This is a genomic window from Komagataeibacter sp. NFXK3 (assembly GCF_054182245.1).
Window position 1 is genome coordinate 112,325 of sequence record NZ_JAPIVJ010000006.1, and the last position, 14,377, is coordinate 126,701.

General features: G+C 66.3%; 12 protein-coding genes. 6 read left to right on the forward strand and 6 right to left on the reverse strand.

Annotated features, from left to right (window positions below):
* Positions 1–41 precede the first annotated feature (41 nt).
* From OQZ28_RS08555 to OQZ28_RS08570, 4 genes are all read right to left on the reverse strand, one after another.
* Positions 42–1,454, reverse strand: coding sequence for a cytochrome-c peroxidase (locus OQZ28_RS08555; protein WP_458135820.1), 1,413 nt, complete (start codon positions 1,452–1,454; stop codon positions 42–44).
* An 81-nt stretch (positions 1,455–1,535) separates the two neighbouring features.
* Positions 1,536–2,426, reverse strand: a complete 891-nt coding sequence (locus OQZ28_RS08560; protein WP_458135821.1) for a DNA-methyltransferase — start codon at positions 2,424–2,426, stop codon at positions 1,536–1,538.
* A gap of 36 nt (positions 2,427–2,462) precedes the next feature.
* The gene (mltA, locus tag OQZ28_RS08565; protein ID WP_458135822.1) at positions 2,463–3,680 is read right to left on the reverse strand and encodes a murein transglycosylase A; all 1,218 of its coding nucleotides are present in this window, start codon (positions 3,678–3,680) and stop codon (positions 2,463–2,465) included.
* A 52-nt stretch (positions 3,681–3,732) separates the two neighbouring features.
* Positions 3,733–4,413 (reverse strand): Tim44/TimA family putative adaptor protein, encoded by a 681-nt coding sequence (locus OQZ28_RS08570; protein WP_458135823.1) that lies wholly within the window; start codon positions 4,411–4,413, stop codon positions 3,733–3,735.
* A gap of 206 nt (positions 4,414–4,619) precedes the next feature.
* On the opposite strand from OQZ28_RS08570, the gene secB reads away from it, so the two are divergent.
* Positions 4,620–5,141, forward strand: a complete 522-nt coding sequence (secB, locus tag OQZ28_RS08575; RefSeq protein ID WP_061272495.1) for a protein-export chaperone SecB — start codon at positions 4,620–4,622, stop codon at positions 5,139–5,141.
* Between the two features lie 120 nt (positions 5,142–5,261).
* Here secB and OQZ28_RS08580 read toward each other — a convergent pair whose 3' ends face one another.
* Positions 5,262–6,005 carry a uroporphyrinogen-III synthase gene (locus tag OQZ28_RS08580; protein ID WP_458135824.1) on the reverse strand — a complete coding sequence of 248 codons (744 nt, stop codon included), beginning with the start codon at positions 6,003–6,005 and terminating at the stop codon, positions 5,262–5,264.
* Positions 5,989–7,071 carry a hydroxymethylbilane synthase gene (gene hemC / locus OQZ28_RS08585; protein ID WP_130730044.1) on the reverse strand — a complete coding sequence of 361 codons (1,083 nt, stop codon included), beginning with the start codon at positions 7,069–7,071 and terminating at the stop codon, positions 5,989–5,991. Before hemC ends, OQZ28_RS08580 begins: the two co-directional genes overlap by 17 nt.
* Before the next feature lie 71 nt (positions 7,072–7,142).
* On the opposite strand from hemC, the gene tsaD reads away from it, so the two are divergent.
* The 5 genes from tsaD (at position 7,143) to mutS (ending at position 14,320) form a co-directional block, all read left to right on the forward strand.
* Entirely contained in the window at positions 7,143–8,258 is a 1,116-nt protein-coding gene (gene tsaD, locus OQZ28_RS08590; RefSeq protein WP_458135825.1) for a tRNA (adenosine(37)-N6)-threonylcarbamoyltransferase complex transferase subunit TsaD, read from the forward strand.
* Positions 8,259–8,457: 199 nt separating this feature from the next.
* On the forward strand, positions 8,458–9,429 hold the full coding sequence (locus OQZ28_RS08595; protein WP_130730046.1) for an NAD(P)H-dependent glycerol-3-phosphate dehydrogenase: 972 nt from the start codon (positions 8,458–8,460) through the stop codon (positions 9,427–9,429).
* A 103-nt stretch (positions 9,430–9,532) separates the two neighbouring features.
* A complete protein-coding gene (locus OQZ28_RS08600) occupies positions 9,533–10,018 on the forward strand; it encodes a glutathione peroxidase (RefSeq protein ID WP_130730047.1) in 486 nt (161 codons plus the stop codon).
* A 25-nt stretch (positions 10,019–10,043) separates the two neighbouring features.
* Entirely contained in the window at positions 10,044–11,606 is a 1,563-nt protein-coding gene (gene murJ, locus OQZ28_RS08605; RefSeq protein WP_458135826.1) for a murein biosynthesis integral membrane protein MurJ, read from the forward strand.
* A gap of 104 nt (positions 11,607–11,710) precedes the next feature.
* Positions 11,711–14,320 (forward strand): DNA mismatch repair protein MutS, encoded by a 2,610-nt coding sequence (mutS, locus tag OQZ28_RS08610; protein ID WP_458135827.1) that lies wholly within the window; start codon positions 11,711–11,713, stop codon positions 14,318–14,320.
* Positions 14,321–14,377: the final 57 nt, after the last annotated feature.

Here is a 14,377-nt window from a genome sequence, read left to right on the forward strand (position 1 = left end):
AGGCGGCACCCGTAAACATCAGTCATTTTTTATCAGGCAACTCAGGGCGTGGTGTTGCGCAGCGTCTCGCCCTGGTAGCGCCCGGTCAGCGTGTTGAGGAAGGACACGATATCCGCCACGTCCTGCTCGGACATGTCATGGTCCGGCGTCTGGTAACGCGCCATCTTGCGCACGGCGTCATCCAGCGTCTTGACGCTGCCATCATGGAAGTAGGGCGCGGTCAGCGCGATGTTGCGCAGGTTGGGCACCTTGAAGCGCTCCATGTCGGCCGGGTCGTGGGTGACTTCAAAGCGCCCCCTGTCGGCATCGGTCAGTTTGCCGCCACGGGCCGCGAAATAATCGCCTTCCAGCCCCATCGGCTCAAGCGCCTGCCCACCCATGGACGGGCCGGTATGGCAACCAGAACAGCCCACCTGCTTGAACAGCGCGTAGCCATGTTTTTCCTGCGTGTTCAGCGCCGCGTCATCGCCTTTCAGATACTGGTCAAAGCGGCTGTCGGGGGTGATCAGGGTCTTTTCATATTCGGCAATGGCGTTGGTGATGGTGGTCTCGTCAATCGTATCGCTGCCAAAGGCGGCCGCGAACGCAGGCGCGTAGGTCGGGTCGGCGCGCAGGCGGTCTGCCACGGCGCTCCAGTCATGTGACCCCATCTCGACCGGGTTCATGACCGGGCCCGCCGCCTGCTGCGCCAGCGTATCGGCGCGCGCGTTCCAGAACTGCCATTTACTGAAGCCCGCATCGAACACCGTCGGCACATTGATCGGCCCCTTCTGGCCGCCAATGCCGGTGGCCGTGACCAGCCCGTCCACGCCGCCATGCTGCAGGCTGTGGCAGGAGGCACAGTTCGACTTTTCATCACCTGACAGGTTGCGGTCAAAGAACAGGCGCTGGCCCAGCGCCACCTTGTTGGCATCCACCGTGACGGATTCGGGAATGGGCTGCACGGGTTCGGCGGCAAAGCGCTCGGCCACGCCGGCGGTGGCGTAATGCTGGCGGCGCACCTGCGCGATCCAGTTCAGCATGCTCTCGCGCTGGCTGGCGGAAAGATGGGCATGCCAGTGCATGAGCAGGTACAGCGTGGGGGGCATGCGGTTCTGGTTGATGACTTCCTCGATGCGGGCCAGCTTTTCCTCATCGGGCACGCTGCCATTTTGCAGCTCGTCGATCACCGGCTCCACGCGGAAGTGGCGCAGCCCCTCGGCACGGTCGCGGCTCATGAGCGGCTGCGCCACGGGAAGGTGGAAGTAGAACGGCAGCTCGACCTTGGCCGCGTGGCAGTAATCGCACCGCGCCTCGCGCACTACATCCAGTGCGGCGCGTGACACCGCATCCACCCCCGCGCCTGCAGGGGCGGGCGCGGTTGCATGGTCAAAATGGGTGAGATAGGCGACCGTACCGCCATATACCACGCCACCTGCCACCACTGCCGCCGCAACCATCTTCCTTATCGACATGCAAAACCCTTTCGCTTGGCCTGCGGATGTTCTGGTCGATCGGAGGATTATTTGTCAAAACAATCGTTTTAATGAAAACGATCAAGAATTTCGATCATCCATCCCGCCCGTGCCAGCCTCAGCCGCCGCCATAGCCTGCCGCACGCGCTGCCGGGCCACATTGACATAGATGGTATCCAGATCAATTCCGATGCCCTGCCCCCCTTCGCGCACGGCGGCGACGAGCGTGGTGCCCGTGCCCATGAAGGGGTCGAGCACCACCGGCGCGCTCTTGCCATGCAGGCGGATGCACATTTGTGGCAGCAGCACGGGAAACGTGCCGGGATGATGGAATTTCTGCGCCTTGCCCTGCACCGTCTCATACGGGATGAACCACGTATCGCCCCGGCAGCGCCGGTCCTGGCGGTGGCCACGGCGCACGATGTTGGACTTGTCCATGTAGGGCACGCCAATATTGAGCCGGTTCAGCCCGACATCACCCCCGCGCGTGAGGTGGAACAGGTGCTCATGGTTACGGTTGAGGTAACGGTGGCTGTTGACCGGCTTGAAGTGGCCATGCGTGTCGGTACCGACCGAGATCGACTTGACCCATGCAATATGGTTTTGCAGCACGAACAGCTCGCGCAGCCTCACCATGAGTTCGAACGGTAGCCAGGGCTGGGCTGATGACCCGGCCACGTTGAGGAAGAACGACCCATCGGGCCGCATCACGCGGCGCACCTCGCGCGCGATCTCGACCATCCAGTCCAGATAGCCGTCCTCTTCCAGCCGGTCGCGATAGGTGCGGTATTTCAGGCCGATATTATAGGGCGGCGAGGTCACGACCACATCCACGCTATCGGCTTCCATGCGGCGCAGCGCGCGCAGGCAGTCACCGCGCACGAGCAGGTGCGGCCCCTCGGTGTAACGGACAGTCCGCGGCAGGCGGGGTGTGGATGCGGAAACCTGCCCCGCGCGGGGTCGCCCTGTCATGATGCTGCTACGCTCTTAACTCCGCCCAGGGCGGACCTAGTGTTTGTGTTTATGCCTGTGCTTCTTTTCCCGCCCCGGTTCGCTGCGGGGCACCAGCAGGATCATCTGGCCGGGTGAATGCAGGTTTCCCGCCGCCTGCGCCGCCTCCGGCCCCCAGCCCATATACAGGTCGGCCCGGTCCGGTCCCTTGATGTCGGTACCCAGATCTTGCGCAAAATCAAGCCGGTTCCACGCCGCCAGGTGGCCTGCAACCGGAACCTGCGCCTGCACCCATACCGGGCTTCCCAACGGAATGTAAGAGCGGTCGACCGCCATGGAGCGCCCCGGCGTGAGCGGCACGCCCAGCGCGCCCGGCGCACCGGCCAGCGGGCTGTCGGAAGGCAGCTGGCGGAAGAAGACGTAATTGGGGTTCTGCTCCATCACCGCCCGCGCCTGACCCGGATTCGCTTCCAGCCAGCCCCGGATCGAGGCCATGTTGATGTCATCGCTGCCAATCAGGCCCTGCGCCACCATGGCCCGGCCCAGCGGCACGTAAGGCTGGCCATTGAGGCCATCGAAGCCAAGGCGGACTATCTCGTCATTGGGCAGGCGCACACGCCCTGAACCCTGAATTTGCAGGAAGAACAGGTCAACCGGATCGGCCAGCCACAGCAGTTCGAGCTTTTCATGCGCCAGCGCGCCGCCGTCGATCTGCGCACGGGTCCAGTAGGGCACGATCTGCCCGTCATGCAACCGCCCGGTCACCACATTGCCCTGTGCATCACGCTGGCGCACCAGGTCAGGCGGCCTGCGGTAGACGGGGGTCTGGTAAATGCCGCCACGGCGCAGGGAGCCGCGGATCTCGGGCTCGAAATAACCGGTGAACAGCATGCCGCCCGCGCGCTTGCCCGCGGCCATGCGGGTGGGCACGAACCATTGCTCGAAAAATGCCCGCGCCGCCGCCCGGTCGCCGGTCGGCACCGCACGGGCTGCCGTGCAGGCGGCCTGCCAGTCGCCCACCTGATGGCCCGCATGCGCCGAAGGGTCACCACCCAGCCCGCTTTCAGGCGGCAGGCTCTCGATCTTGTGGCACTCAGCCAGAAAGACGGGAAGCGCCTCTTCGAGGGCATCGTCCTGCCAGCCGGGCAGTTTGCTGAACGAGAGTGCGCGGGCATGGGAAGAAGGTGCCTTCGCCCCCAGCGTGGGGGACTCCATATGACACCCGCACAGGGCGACAACGGCGCACAACGGCGCGATACGCTTGAACACTTTCATAAAGATGTATTTATCATGACTTTATTGATGAAAGTAAGGCCGTTCATCTGCCTTACGCGCTGCGGCTTGCCCCAAGCCGCCAGCCATCACCATTTACGCCAAGCAGGCGCTCGAACACCCACAGGTCGGAGAATTCGGTCACGGCATCTATGCCCGTCACGGGCTGGCCGTTGCCATCCAGCGTGACGCTGATCTGGTCGGACACGATGCGCACTTCAATATGAGCGACAGGATTGGGGCCTGTCGTCTCGTCGATATCCGCGCCGATGATCGCGATATCGGTAATATCGCGGATTTCGCTACGCAGGGTCTCGCCCGCCTGCTGGCGCGACTGGATCGCGGACTCGAACGCCGTGAAGGTGGCAGCGGTCAGCAGCGTGCGCAGCGTGTTCAGGTCGCCTGCCGCATAGGCGGTCACGATCTGGCGAAAGGCCGTCTCCGTGCCCTTGGCAAACCCGTCTGGCGTAAAATCGGGCTGGAGTGCGGCAATGCGGGCCAGCACGCCACCCACGCGCGTATCGGGCGTGGGAATGTCATAGGTCACGGCGGGCGGGGGCGGCTCGGGCGTTGCCGGCACTGCGGTGGGGGCCATGGGCGGCGGCGCCACGGGGCGCGGGGTCGGCTCGGCACCGACACGGCGGCCAAGGATACTGCGCAGCCGCAGCACGAGAAAGACAGCCACCAGCCCCAGAACAATCAGATCCAGCGGAAAATGACCAAAAGAAAAATTCATGCCGCGCGTCCATTACCGCAGGCGAGCCAGCCTGCCAAAGATTACCCTGCGCTACAACATAGGCAACGCCCGGAGCCAGCACAATGCGCGACGGGCGTTAAAATTCCGGCAGCTGGTATGGCATCACCTGCATACCCATGCTACGGCCAGAGGATACGGTACCCTTAAATCTTTTTGCGTCTCTCTTGTGGGGAATACAGACAAGCATGTCCGACACGACCAAGCCGCCCACCCCTGAAAACGACCAGACCGCCCCCCCGGCGCAGCCGCTGGCGATCAACCTGCAATACATCAAGGACCTTTCGTTCGAAGTGCCCGCCGGGGCGGAGATCTTCGCAACACTGCGCACCAACCCGCAGATTTCGGTCAACATTGATGTGCAGGCCAACCGTCTGGAACCCGACCAGATGGTGTTTGAGGTGATCCTGGCCGTAAAGACCGAGGCCAGCGAGCCGCCGCAGCAGGAAGGTGGCCCGCAGGGGCGTCCGGTATTCATTGCCGAGCTGGCCTATGCCTGCATCGTGACCCTGACCAACCCGCCCGCCGAGCTGGTCGAGCCGATCCTGCTTGTTGAAGTGCCGCGCCTGATCTTCCCCTATGTGCGCAACATCCTCAGCGAAGTCACGCGCGATGGCGGGTTCCCGCCCGTGGTGCTGCAGCCGATCGACTTCGTGGCGCTGTGGCAGGCCAAGCGTAACTCGTTTGACCAGACGCCGGGCCACGCCTGATCCTTCTGGCGGTTACTGGCAAAAGGCCGGGGGCATTGGCTCCCGGCCTTTTTTCATGGTTCGTGCCATTCCCTTGCGGGTTGAAAAAAGCTTCTCCAAAAACTTTTCCGGGCGTGCTGCTCAGCGGGCTTTGCCAAGGCAGGCCAGCATGGCGGCCTGATCCGGCCGGGCTGCCACGCGCACGGCCCTCCATGCTGGCCCACAGGCCAGGGCTGACGCCACGCCATCTGACATGGCCACCGCCACCACCTGCCCCAGCATCGCGGCCTGCGCAGCACTGAGGGCCGCAAGAAAAGCCTGCGCCGTGCGGGTGGAATAGAACAGGATCGCCGCCACCTGCCCCGCCGCCAGCACCTGCGCAGCCTGCGCGGGCAGACGCTGTTCGGGGCTCACCGCATAGACACAGCGCCTGATGACGCGAAACCCCGCCGCACGCAGCGCCTGCGCCATGTCATCCCCATAGCCACGCCCCACGGCCAGCAGCAGCAGGCCACGCACGGGCAGGGCCGCACGCAGCAGCGCACCCAGATCATCCGCCGTGCCAGCTGCCGTAACGACATGCCTGAAACCGGCCGCACGCGCCCGCTCGCCTGTGGCATGACCCACCACGTAACAGGGCACATCATGCCATTCGGGGCGATTGATGGCGGCGATGGCCTGCCCGCTGGTCAGCACGAGGGCATCGGGCCGGGGGGTGTTCGGGGCAAGGGAAAGCTGCGCGACATGCAGCATGGAAGCTGCAATGGGCCGCCACCCCAGCCCGGCCACCGCCGCCACGGTGGGGGCGAGGCCCGGCGGGGGGCGGGTAATGATCACCCCGTCACGCGCAACGGAAGTGTCGGGCGGATCAGGCGCTTTCGGCAAAAATATCAGCCGGGCTGTCGGCCCGCAGGCTGCGGCCCAGGTCACGGCCCAGACGGGCTGCATCGGACGGCGCGCCGCTGATCGAGCGCTTGAGCAGGAAGGAGCCGTCCTCGCGCGCCACTAGCCCGGTCAGGTGCAGTTCCGGTGCGCCACCGGCCACGACCGGGATCAGCCGCGCGTAACCGCCAATGGGGGTGCGGCACGAACCATCAAGCTCGGCCAGCAGCGCACGCTCGGCGGTGGCCACCGCGCGGGCCTCGTAATCCTCGATGGCGGAAAGAAGTTCGCGCAGTTCCACGTCGCTTTCGCGCACGGTCACGCCCACAATGCCCTGCCCCGCCGCTGGCACCATGATGGTGGGGTCAAGGATCACGTCGGCGCGGTCTTCCATGCCAAGGCGGCGCAGCCCGGCATAGGCCAGCAGCGTTGCATCGCACTGGCGCGCGGCCAGCTTGTCGAGGCGTGTCTGCACGTTGCCGCGCAGCAGGCCGAATTTCAGGTCGGGGCGCACATGCAGCATCTGCGCCTGCCGCCGCACCGAGGCACAGCCCACCAGCGCACCCTGCGGCAGAACGGCATACGGGTCCGCCGGATCAGGCTCGCCACAGCCGGGGCCGAGGATCAGCACATCACGCGCATCCTCGCGCTTGAGCGTGCAGGCCAGCACCAGACCCGGCGGCAGCGTGGTTTCCAGATCCTTGAGGCTGTGGACGGCAAAATCGATCCGTCCATCAAGCAGCGCCTCATGGATTTCCTTGGCGAACAGGCCCTTGCCGCCAATTTCAGCCAGCTTGCGGTTGAGCACCTGGTCGCCCGTGGTGCTGATCTGGTGCTCCTGAAACGCGCCCATGTCGCGCAGGACGGGGCAGAAGCGGGTCAGCACCGTCAGGAAGGCGCGCGTCTGCACCAGCGCCAGCGGGGAGGCCCGCGTGCCGACCTTCAGCGGCAGCTGCCGCCGGTGGGGTTCGGTATGGGTGGCTTCCTTTCGCTGGCGTGCAGCAGCCTCGGCCGCGACTTTCTGTAGCGCGGACGATGGAAACGGGGCGGATGGCTTTGCGGACTCCATATCGCGTGTCTATTACCGCATCGCGATAAAGGAAAGATGACAATCGACACATCCGGATTGTAAATTACGCCATGCACGCCAGCGACCAGACCCCACCCGATCTGCCAACTCCCGTTATGGCCATTGAATCTTCGTGCGATGACACCGCCTGTGCCATCGTGGCGACAGACGGCCAGATCGTGGCAGAAACGACATTAACGCAATCCGGCCATGTGCCATTTGGCGGGGTCGTGCCCGAAATTGCCGCCCGCGCCCACCTTGCCGCCCTGCCCGCACTGGTGCGCGACACGCTGGCCAAGGCCAACATGCAGCCCCGCGAGCTCGGCGCCATTGCCGCAAGCTGCGGGCCGGGGCTGATTGGCGGGCTGATCGTGGGTGCCGACATGGGCAAGGGCATGGCCATAGCACTTGATAAACCCTTCATTGCCGTCAACCACATCGAGGCCCATGCGCTCACCGCCCGCCTGCCCGGCGTGGCGGAGAATGGCGCGCCATTTCCCTACCTGCTCCTTCTGGTATCAGGCGGGCACTGCCAGTGCATCGCGGTGGAAGGCGTGGGCCATTACCGCAGGCTGGGCGGCACGATTGATGACGCGGCGGGCGAGGCATTTGACAAGGTGGCCAAGATGCTCGGCCTTGGCTGGCCGGGCGGCCCTGCGGTGGAGGCACTGGCGCGTGAGGGCGACCCGCGCGCGGTGCCCCTGCCGCGCCCGCTTATGGGCCGGCCAGGCTGTGATTTCTCCTTCTCCGGCCTGAAAACCGCCGTGGCGCAGAAACTGCCCGCCGAAGTGCGCACCGCCCTGCCCCGGCAGGAAGCCGCCGATATTGCCGCAAGCTTCCAGCAGGCGGTGAGCGACATCGTGATCGACCGCCTTGGCCATGCGCTGGAAATGATGGAGCGCCCCACCACGCTGGTGGTGGCAGGCGGCGTTGCGGCCAATGGCGTGCTGCGGGCCAGCCTGCAGCAGTTCGCCACCCGCCACGACCTGCCCTTTGCCGCCCCTCCGCTCAGGCTGTGCACCGATAACGCGGTAATGGTGGCATGGGCCGCGATCGAAACCATGCGCGCGCGCCGCGCGGCGGGCCTGCCCATTCCCGACGACATCGCCCTGCGCCCGCGCCCGCGCTGGCCGCTGGCGGAGATGGCGCAGCGCATGACCGCAGATCCGATCGAGGCCACGTCTTAAAAGATAAAAGTTTTTGGGTGTCGCCTTTTTTCAAAAAGGGGACGTCTTTTGAAGCTTTTTGGAAAAAAGCTTCACCAGAAACCTTTATCAGATACAGACCCGCCCGTCCCCTTGCCCGGCAACCCCGCGCGCCGCATTGCGGTTAGGCACATGACAGAAGGCCGGTTTACGGCACACACACCTGCGGAGAACGCACATCATGACCCACACCAAACGCATCGCCGTCATCGGCGCGGGCGCCTGGGGCACGGCGCTGGCGCTGCAGGCCGCCCGCGCGGGCGCACATGTCACGCTGTGGGCGCGCAATCCCGCCGCCCTCTCGGCAGGAAGGGTCATGCCACGCCTGCCCGGCTTCGCCCTGCCTGAAACCATTACGGTCACCGATACCCTGCCCCACCAGGCGGATCTGATGCTGCTGGCCTGCCCCATGCAGCACCTGCGCACGATCGCCAGCACGCTGCACCCCTGCGCACCGATGATCGCGTGCTGCAAGGGCATCGAGCAGGGCACCGGCCTCATGCCGTTGCAGGTGCTGGGCGAGGTGTTTCCCCATAGCGTTCTTGGCGTGCTGTCCGGCCCCAATTTCGCGCATGAGGTGGCAGCAAGCCTGCCCGCCGCCGCCGTGCTGGCCAGCGCCGAGCGCGCGCAGGCCCGCAGGCTGGCCGACCTGCTGACCACGCCCGCCTTCCGGCTCTATGCCAGCGATGACCCGACCGGCGTGCAGCTTGGGGGGGCCGCCAAGAACGTGGTGGCCATTGCCGCAGGGGCCACCATGGGCGCGAAACTGGGCGAGAACGCCCGCGCGGGGCTGATTACCCGCGCCATTGCCGAGCTTGCCCGCCTGTCGCACGCGCTGGGCGGCAAGGTGGAAACACTGTCCGGCCTTGCGGGGATCGGCGACCTGCTGCTCACCTGCACGGGGGCGGCCTCGCGCAATTACCGGCTGGGGCTGGCCGTGGGCCAGGGCATGCCCGCGCGGGAGGCGGCAGCAGCCCTTGAGGGCGTGGCCGAAGGCATGGCTACGGCCCCCGCCCTGCACCTTCTGGCGCAGGCGCACGGGGTCAGCACGCCCGTCATCGCCACGGTAGCCAGCCTGCTGGCGGGCGAGATCGACATGGCGCAGGCAGCAACCGCGCTTATGGCCCGGCCCGTGGGGCATGAATTCGCCTGACCGGAGCGCAGGCCACATTACACATTTGCAAACAGGCAGCTTGACCCCGGCGTGCTAGCCTGCAATCGGATCATTCCGGCGCGCATACGAGACCGAGCATTCCATGACCACGATCTACGATTTTAAACTCCCCACCCTGGATGGCTCCGAGATTGACCTCGGCACACTGCGGGGCAAGCCGATCCTGATTGCCAATACGGCCTCGAAATGCGGGTTCACCCCGCAATATGAGGGGCTGCAGAGCCTGTGGACCACATGGCGCAGCCATGACCTGATGGTGATTGGCGTGCCATCGGGTGATTTCGGCAACCAGGAACTCACCACCCCTGCCGAGATCGGCACATTCTGCCAGCGCAACTACAACGTCACCTTTCCGCTCACGCTCAAGAGCCACGTGAAGGGCCAGCAGGCGATTCCGCTGTTTCGCTGGCTGGCGCGCGAGGGGGGATTCCTGTCGCTGCCACGCTGGAATTTCTACAAATACCTGATCGGGCGCGACGGCAACCTGGCCAACTGGTTCACCTGCGTCACCTCGCCCGAATCGCGCCGCGTGCGCATGGCGGTCGAACGCGCCGTGATGGATCACTGATGGATACCATGGCACGCCCCCAGGCATGCTGAAGGGCTTCCTGACCGTAAGCGGCTGGACCATGATCAGCCGCGTGCTCGGGCTGGTGCGCGACCAGCTTCTGGCAGCCCTTCTGGGCACGGGGGCGGCGCAGGATGCGTATCAGATCGCGTTCCGCCTGCCCAACATGTTCCGCCGCCTGTTTGGCGAGGGCGCGCTCAACGCCGCCTTCGTGCCGCTGTTTGCCTCCCAGCTCGAGCGCGAGGGCAAGGATACGGCACGGCAGTTCGCCAGCGAGACCATGAGCGTGCTGCTGTCGTGGCTCCTGCTGCTGACCGTGCTGGGCGAGATCTTCATGCCTGGCGTGCTGCGCGTGATCGCGCCGGGCTTCGCACATGGGGATGTGCGCGATTCGCTGGCCATCTCGCTCAGCCGCATCACGTTTCCCTACCTGCTCATGATCTGCGGGGCAGCGCTGGTTTCGGGCGTGCTCAACGGCATGCACAAATTCGGCGTGGCCGCTGCCGCCTATGTCAGCTTTAACGTGGTGGGCATCGCCGCCATATTGCTCCTGCCGCCCTTTACGGGCGACGTGGCCCATGCCGCAGCCTGGGGGGTGAGCGCCTCGGGCGTGGTGCAGTTCAGCATCCTGCTCTATGCAGCAAGCCGGGCGGGCATGCGGCTGCGGCTGGTCATGCCGTGCCTTACGCCGCGCATCCGCACGCTGCTGGCCCGCATGGGCGTGGGGCTGGTGGGCAGCGGCATTACCCAGATCAACTTCCTGGTCGATACCATCATCGCCACCCTGCTGCCCGCGGGCAGCGTGTCGCTCATGTATTTTGCCGACCGGGTGAACCAGTTGCCGCTGGGCGTGCTCGGCGCTGCTGCGGGCACCACGCTGCTGCCCGTGCTCACCCGCCACCTTGCCGCCGATGACGAGGCAGGGGCCCATGGCGTGCAGAACCGCGCCATTTCCTATGCCCTGATCCTGACCCTGCCCGCCGCCGCCGGCCTGCTGGTGCTGGCGGCTCCGGTGATGATGGCGCTGTTCGGCCACGGGCAGTTCACGGCGCATGACGCGGTGCTGGCCGCGCAGTCGCTGCGGGCCTATGCGCTGGGGCTGCCCGCCTTCGTGCTGGTCAAGGTGCTCTCGCCCGGCTTCTTCGCGCGCGGCGACACACGCACACCGGTGCTTGTGGGCATGGGCACGCTGGCGCTCAACTTCATTCTCAACATCAGCTTCATGCACTGGCTGGCCCATATCGGCCCGCCTCTGGCCAGCAGCGTGGCCGCCATGGTCAATGCGGGCGTTCTGGCCTTCATCCTGCTGCGGCGCGGCGCACTCGTGCCTGACCCGGGCCTGCTGCGCCAGCTTGCGGGCATGGTGGGCTGTGCCGGGCTGATGGCGGGCGGCGTGGCCCTGCTTGGTCATACGCCGCTGGGCCATGCCATGACGGCAGGCCCGGTCATGCGGATTGTGGATGTGGGCGTGCTGATCGGGCTGGGCGTGGGGCTGTATCTCGTGGCGCTGCACGTGCTGGGGGTGACCGACCTGCGGCTCGCCCTTGGCGCGGTCAGACGGCGGCTGGGGCGTAAGCGACAGGCGTAAAAGCATTTTAAAAACAACGGGTAAAAATTCTCGGGTGCCGCCTTTTTTCAAAAAGGCGGCGTTCCCTTCTGGCGAATCCCCCACCCCACCGGTAGACACCAGACATGACATTTCCATCTCCCGAAGGCGCCACACCCGCCATGGCGCAGTGGTTTGCGCTCAAAGCCGAACACCCCGACGCCCTGCTGTTCTTCCGGATGGGAGATTTCTACGAACTCTTCTTCAATGATGCCGAGGCAGCGGCCTCGGCGCTTGATATTTCGCTCACCGCGCGCGGCACGCATGCAGGCCAGCCCATCGCCATGTGCGGGGTGCCGGTGCATGCGGCGCAGGCCTATCTAGCGCGGCTGATCCGCCGGGGCTTCCGCGTGTCAGTGGCCGAGCAGACCGAGCAGCCGCGCAAGGGGCGACCGGCCTCGAAGGGGCCGCTGCGGCGCGAGGTCGTGCGCCTGATCACGCCCGGCACGCTGACGGAAGATGAACTGCTTGAAGCAGGCCGCCAGAACCTGCTGGCCTGCATCATCTGCCCCACCGGGCGTGACGCGGGCGATCCCGGCCTTGCGTGGATCGATATTTCCACCGGCCTGTTCGAGACCGCAAGCGTGCCCTCGCGCGACCTGAACGACCTGCTTGGCCGCCTCGACCCCGCCGAGATCCTGTGCGCGGACAACGTGGAGCTGGGTGATTTCGCCCCCCGCCGCACCCCCATCGTGCCCCCGCCCGGCGCCGAGGCCGCCCGCACCCGCATGGCCGAGGCCTTTGGCGTGGCCAGCCCCGATGCATTCGGCACCTTCAGCGATACGGAGGCTCAGGCCGCCGCCGCCGCCCTGGACTACATCCGCCGCAGCCAGGCAGGCCAGTTGCCGCGCCTGTCACACCCCCGCCCCAGCGACAGCCAGGACGTGCTCGGCCTTGACCCCGCCACCCGCGCCAGCCTCGACCTGCTGCGCACGCGTGATGGCACGACCGAGCACACCCTGTTTGCCGCCGTCTCGAACACCGTTACCGCAGCGGGCAGCCGCATGCTGGCCGACTGGATCGCAGCGCCCCTGACCAACCCCGACCGCATTGCCCGCAGGCAGGCCGGGTGGGTCTGGCTACTTGACAGGCCGGGCGTGCGTGATGACCTGCGCACCCACCTGCGCACGGCCCCTGACATGGCCCGCGCGCTTGGCCGCCTGTCGCTCGGGCGCGGGCAGCCGCGTGATGCCGGGGCCATCCGGCTGGCGCTGCGGGTTGCGCGTGAGATCGGGCAGATCCTGAACCGGCAGGCGGAACTGCCGCCGCTGCTGGCGCAGGCTGCGGGCCACCTTGACCGTGCGCAAGCGCTTCAGGCCCTGCTGGAGCGCGCGCTGAGCGAAAACCCGCCCGCACGCATGGATGAAGGCGGCACGATCGCCGCGGGCTATGATGAGGAACTCGACGCCCAGCGCGAACTGCGCGATGGCAGCAGGCGCATCATCGCAGCGCTGCAGAAGGAATATGCCGAGGAATTCGGCATCGCCAACCTCAAGATCCGCCACCACGCCCAGCTTGGCTACGTGATCGAGGTGCCTGCCGCGGCAGCGACCCGCCTGCGCGGGCGTGATGACCTGATCATGCGCCAGGGCACGGCCAGTTCCAGCCGTTTTGCCACCGAGCGGCTGGCCAGCCTTGACCAGCAGATCGCACAGGCCGCCGAGAACGCTGCCCTGCGCGAGCGCCACCTGTTTACGCAGGTGGTGGGCCACATCCTTGATGAAGCCGCCCTGCCGGACATGGCCGCCGCCCTTGCGGTGATCGACATCGCGCAGTCCTGCGCGGTGCTGGCGGGCGGTGGCGCGTGGTGCTGCCCGGTGGTGGGCGATGATACATCCTTCATCATCCGCGCGGGCCGCCACCCGGTGGTGGAAGCCGCATTACCACGCAACACCCGCTTCACCCCCAATGACTGCGACCTCGAGCCCGACCACCGCATCATGCTGCTGACGGGCCCGAACATGGCGGGCAAGTCCACCTTCCTGCGGCAGGCGGCGCTCGCCGTCATCCTGGCGCAGGCGGGGCTGCCGGTGGCAGCGGCCAGCATGCGCCTTGGCGTGGTGGACCGGCTGTTCTCGCGCGTGGGTGCGGCCGATGACCTCGCCCGCGGGCGCTCGACCTTCATGGTGGAAATGACCGAGACGGCGGCCATCCTCAACCAGGCCGGCCCGCGCTCCCTCGTGGTGGTGGACGAGATCGGGCGCGGCACCTCCACGCTCGACGGGCTGGCCATAGCCTGGGCGGTGCTCGAAACGCTGCATTCCACCCTGCGCTGCCGCGCCATATTCGCCACCCACTTCCATGAACTGGCCGAACTCGCCAACACCATGCCCCGCCTCACCCCCCACACCATGAGCGTGCGGGAATGGAAGGGGCAGGTCATCTTCCAGCATGAGGTCGTGCCCGGCTCGGCGCGGCGCAGCTGGGGTGTGCATGTGGCCAAGCTGGCAGGCGTGCCCGAACCCGTGGTGCGCCGCGCGGGCCGCCTTCTGGGCATGCTGGAAAAGGAACGCGGCCGGCAGGCCCCGCCGCTGCCCCTGTTCGAGCAGCAGGCCGAAGCGGTGGAAGCCGAGCCCGCGCAGGTGCCCGTGCCTCCCGCCGCCCTTGAAATGCTCGAGGCGCTGGACCCCGACGCACTCAGCCCCCGCACGGCACTGGAAATGCTCTATAAACTCAAAAAACTGCTGAAACCCTGATACGGCTCTGGACCTGACCCCATCAAGGGCGGCACACTCCCGGACTGGATCATTCTC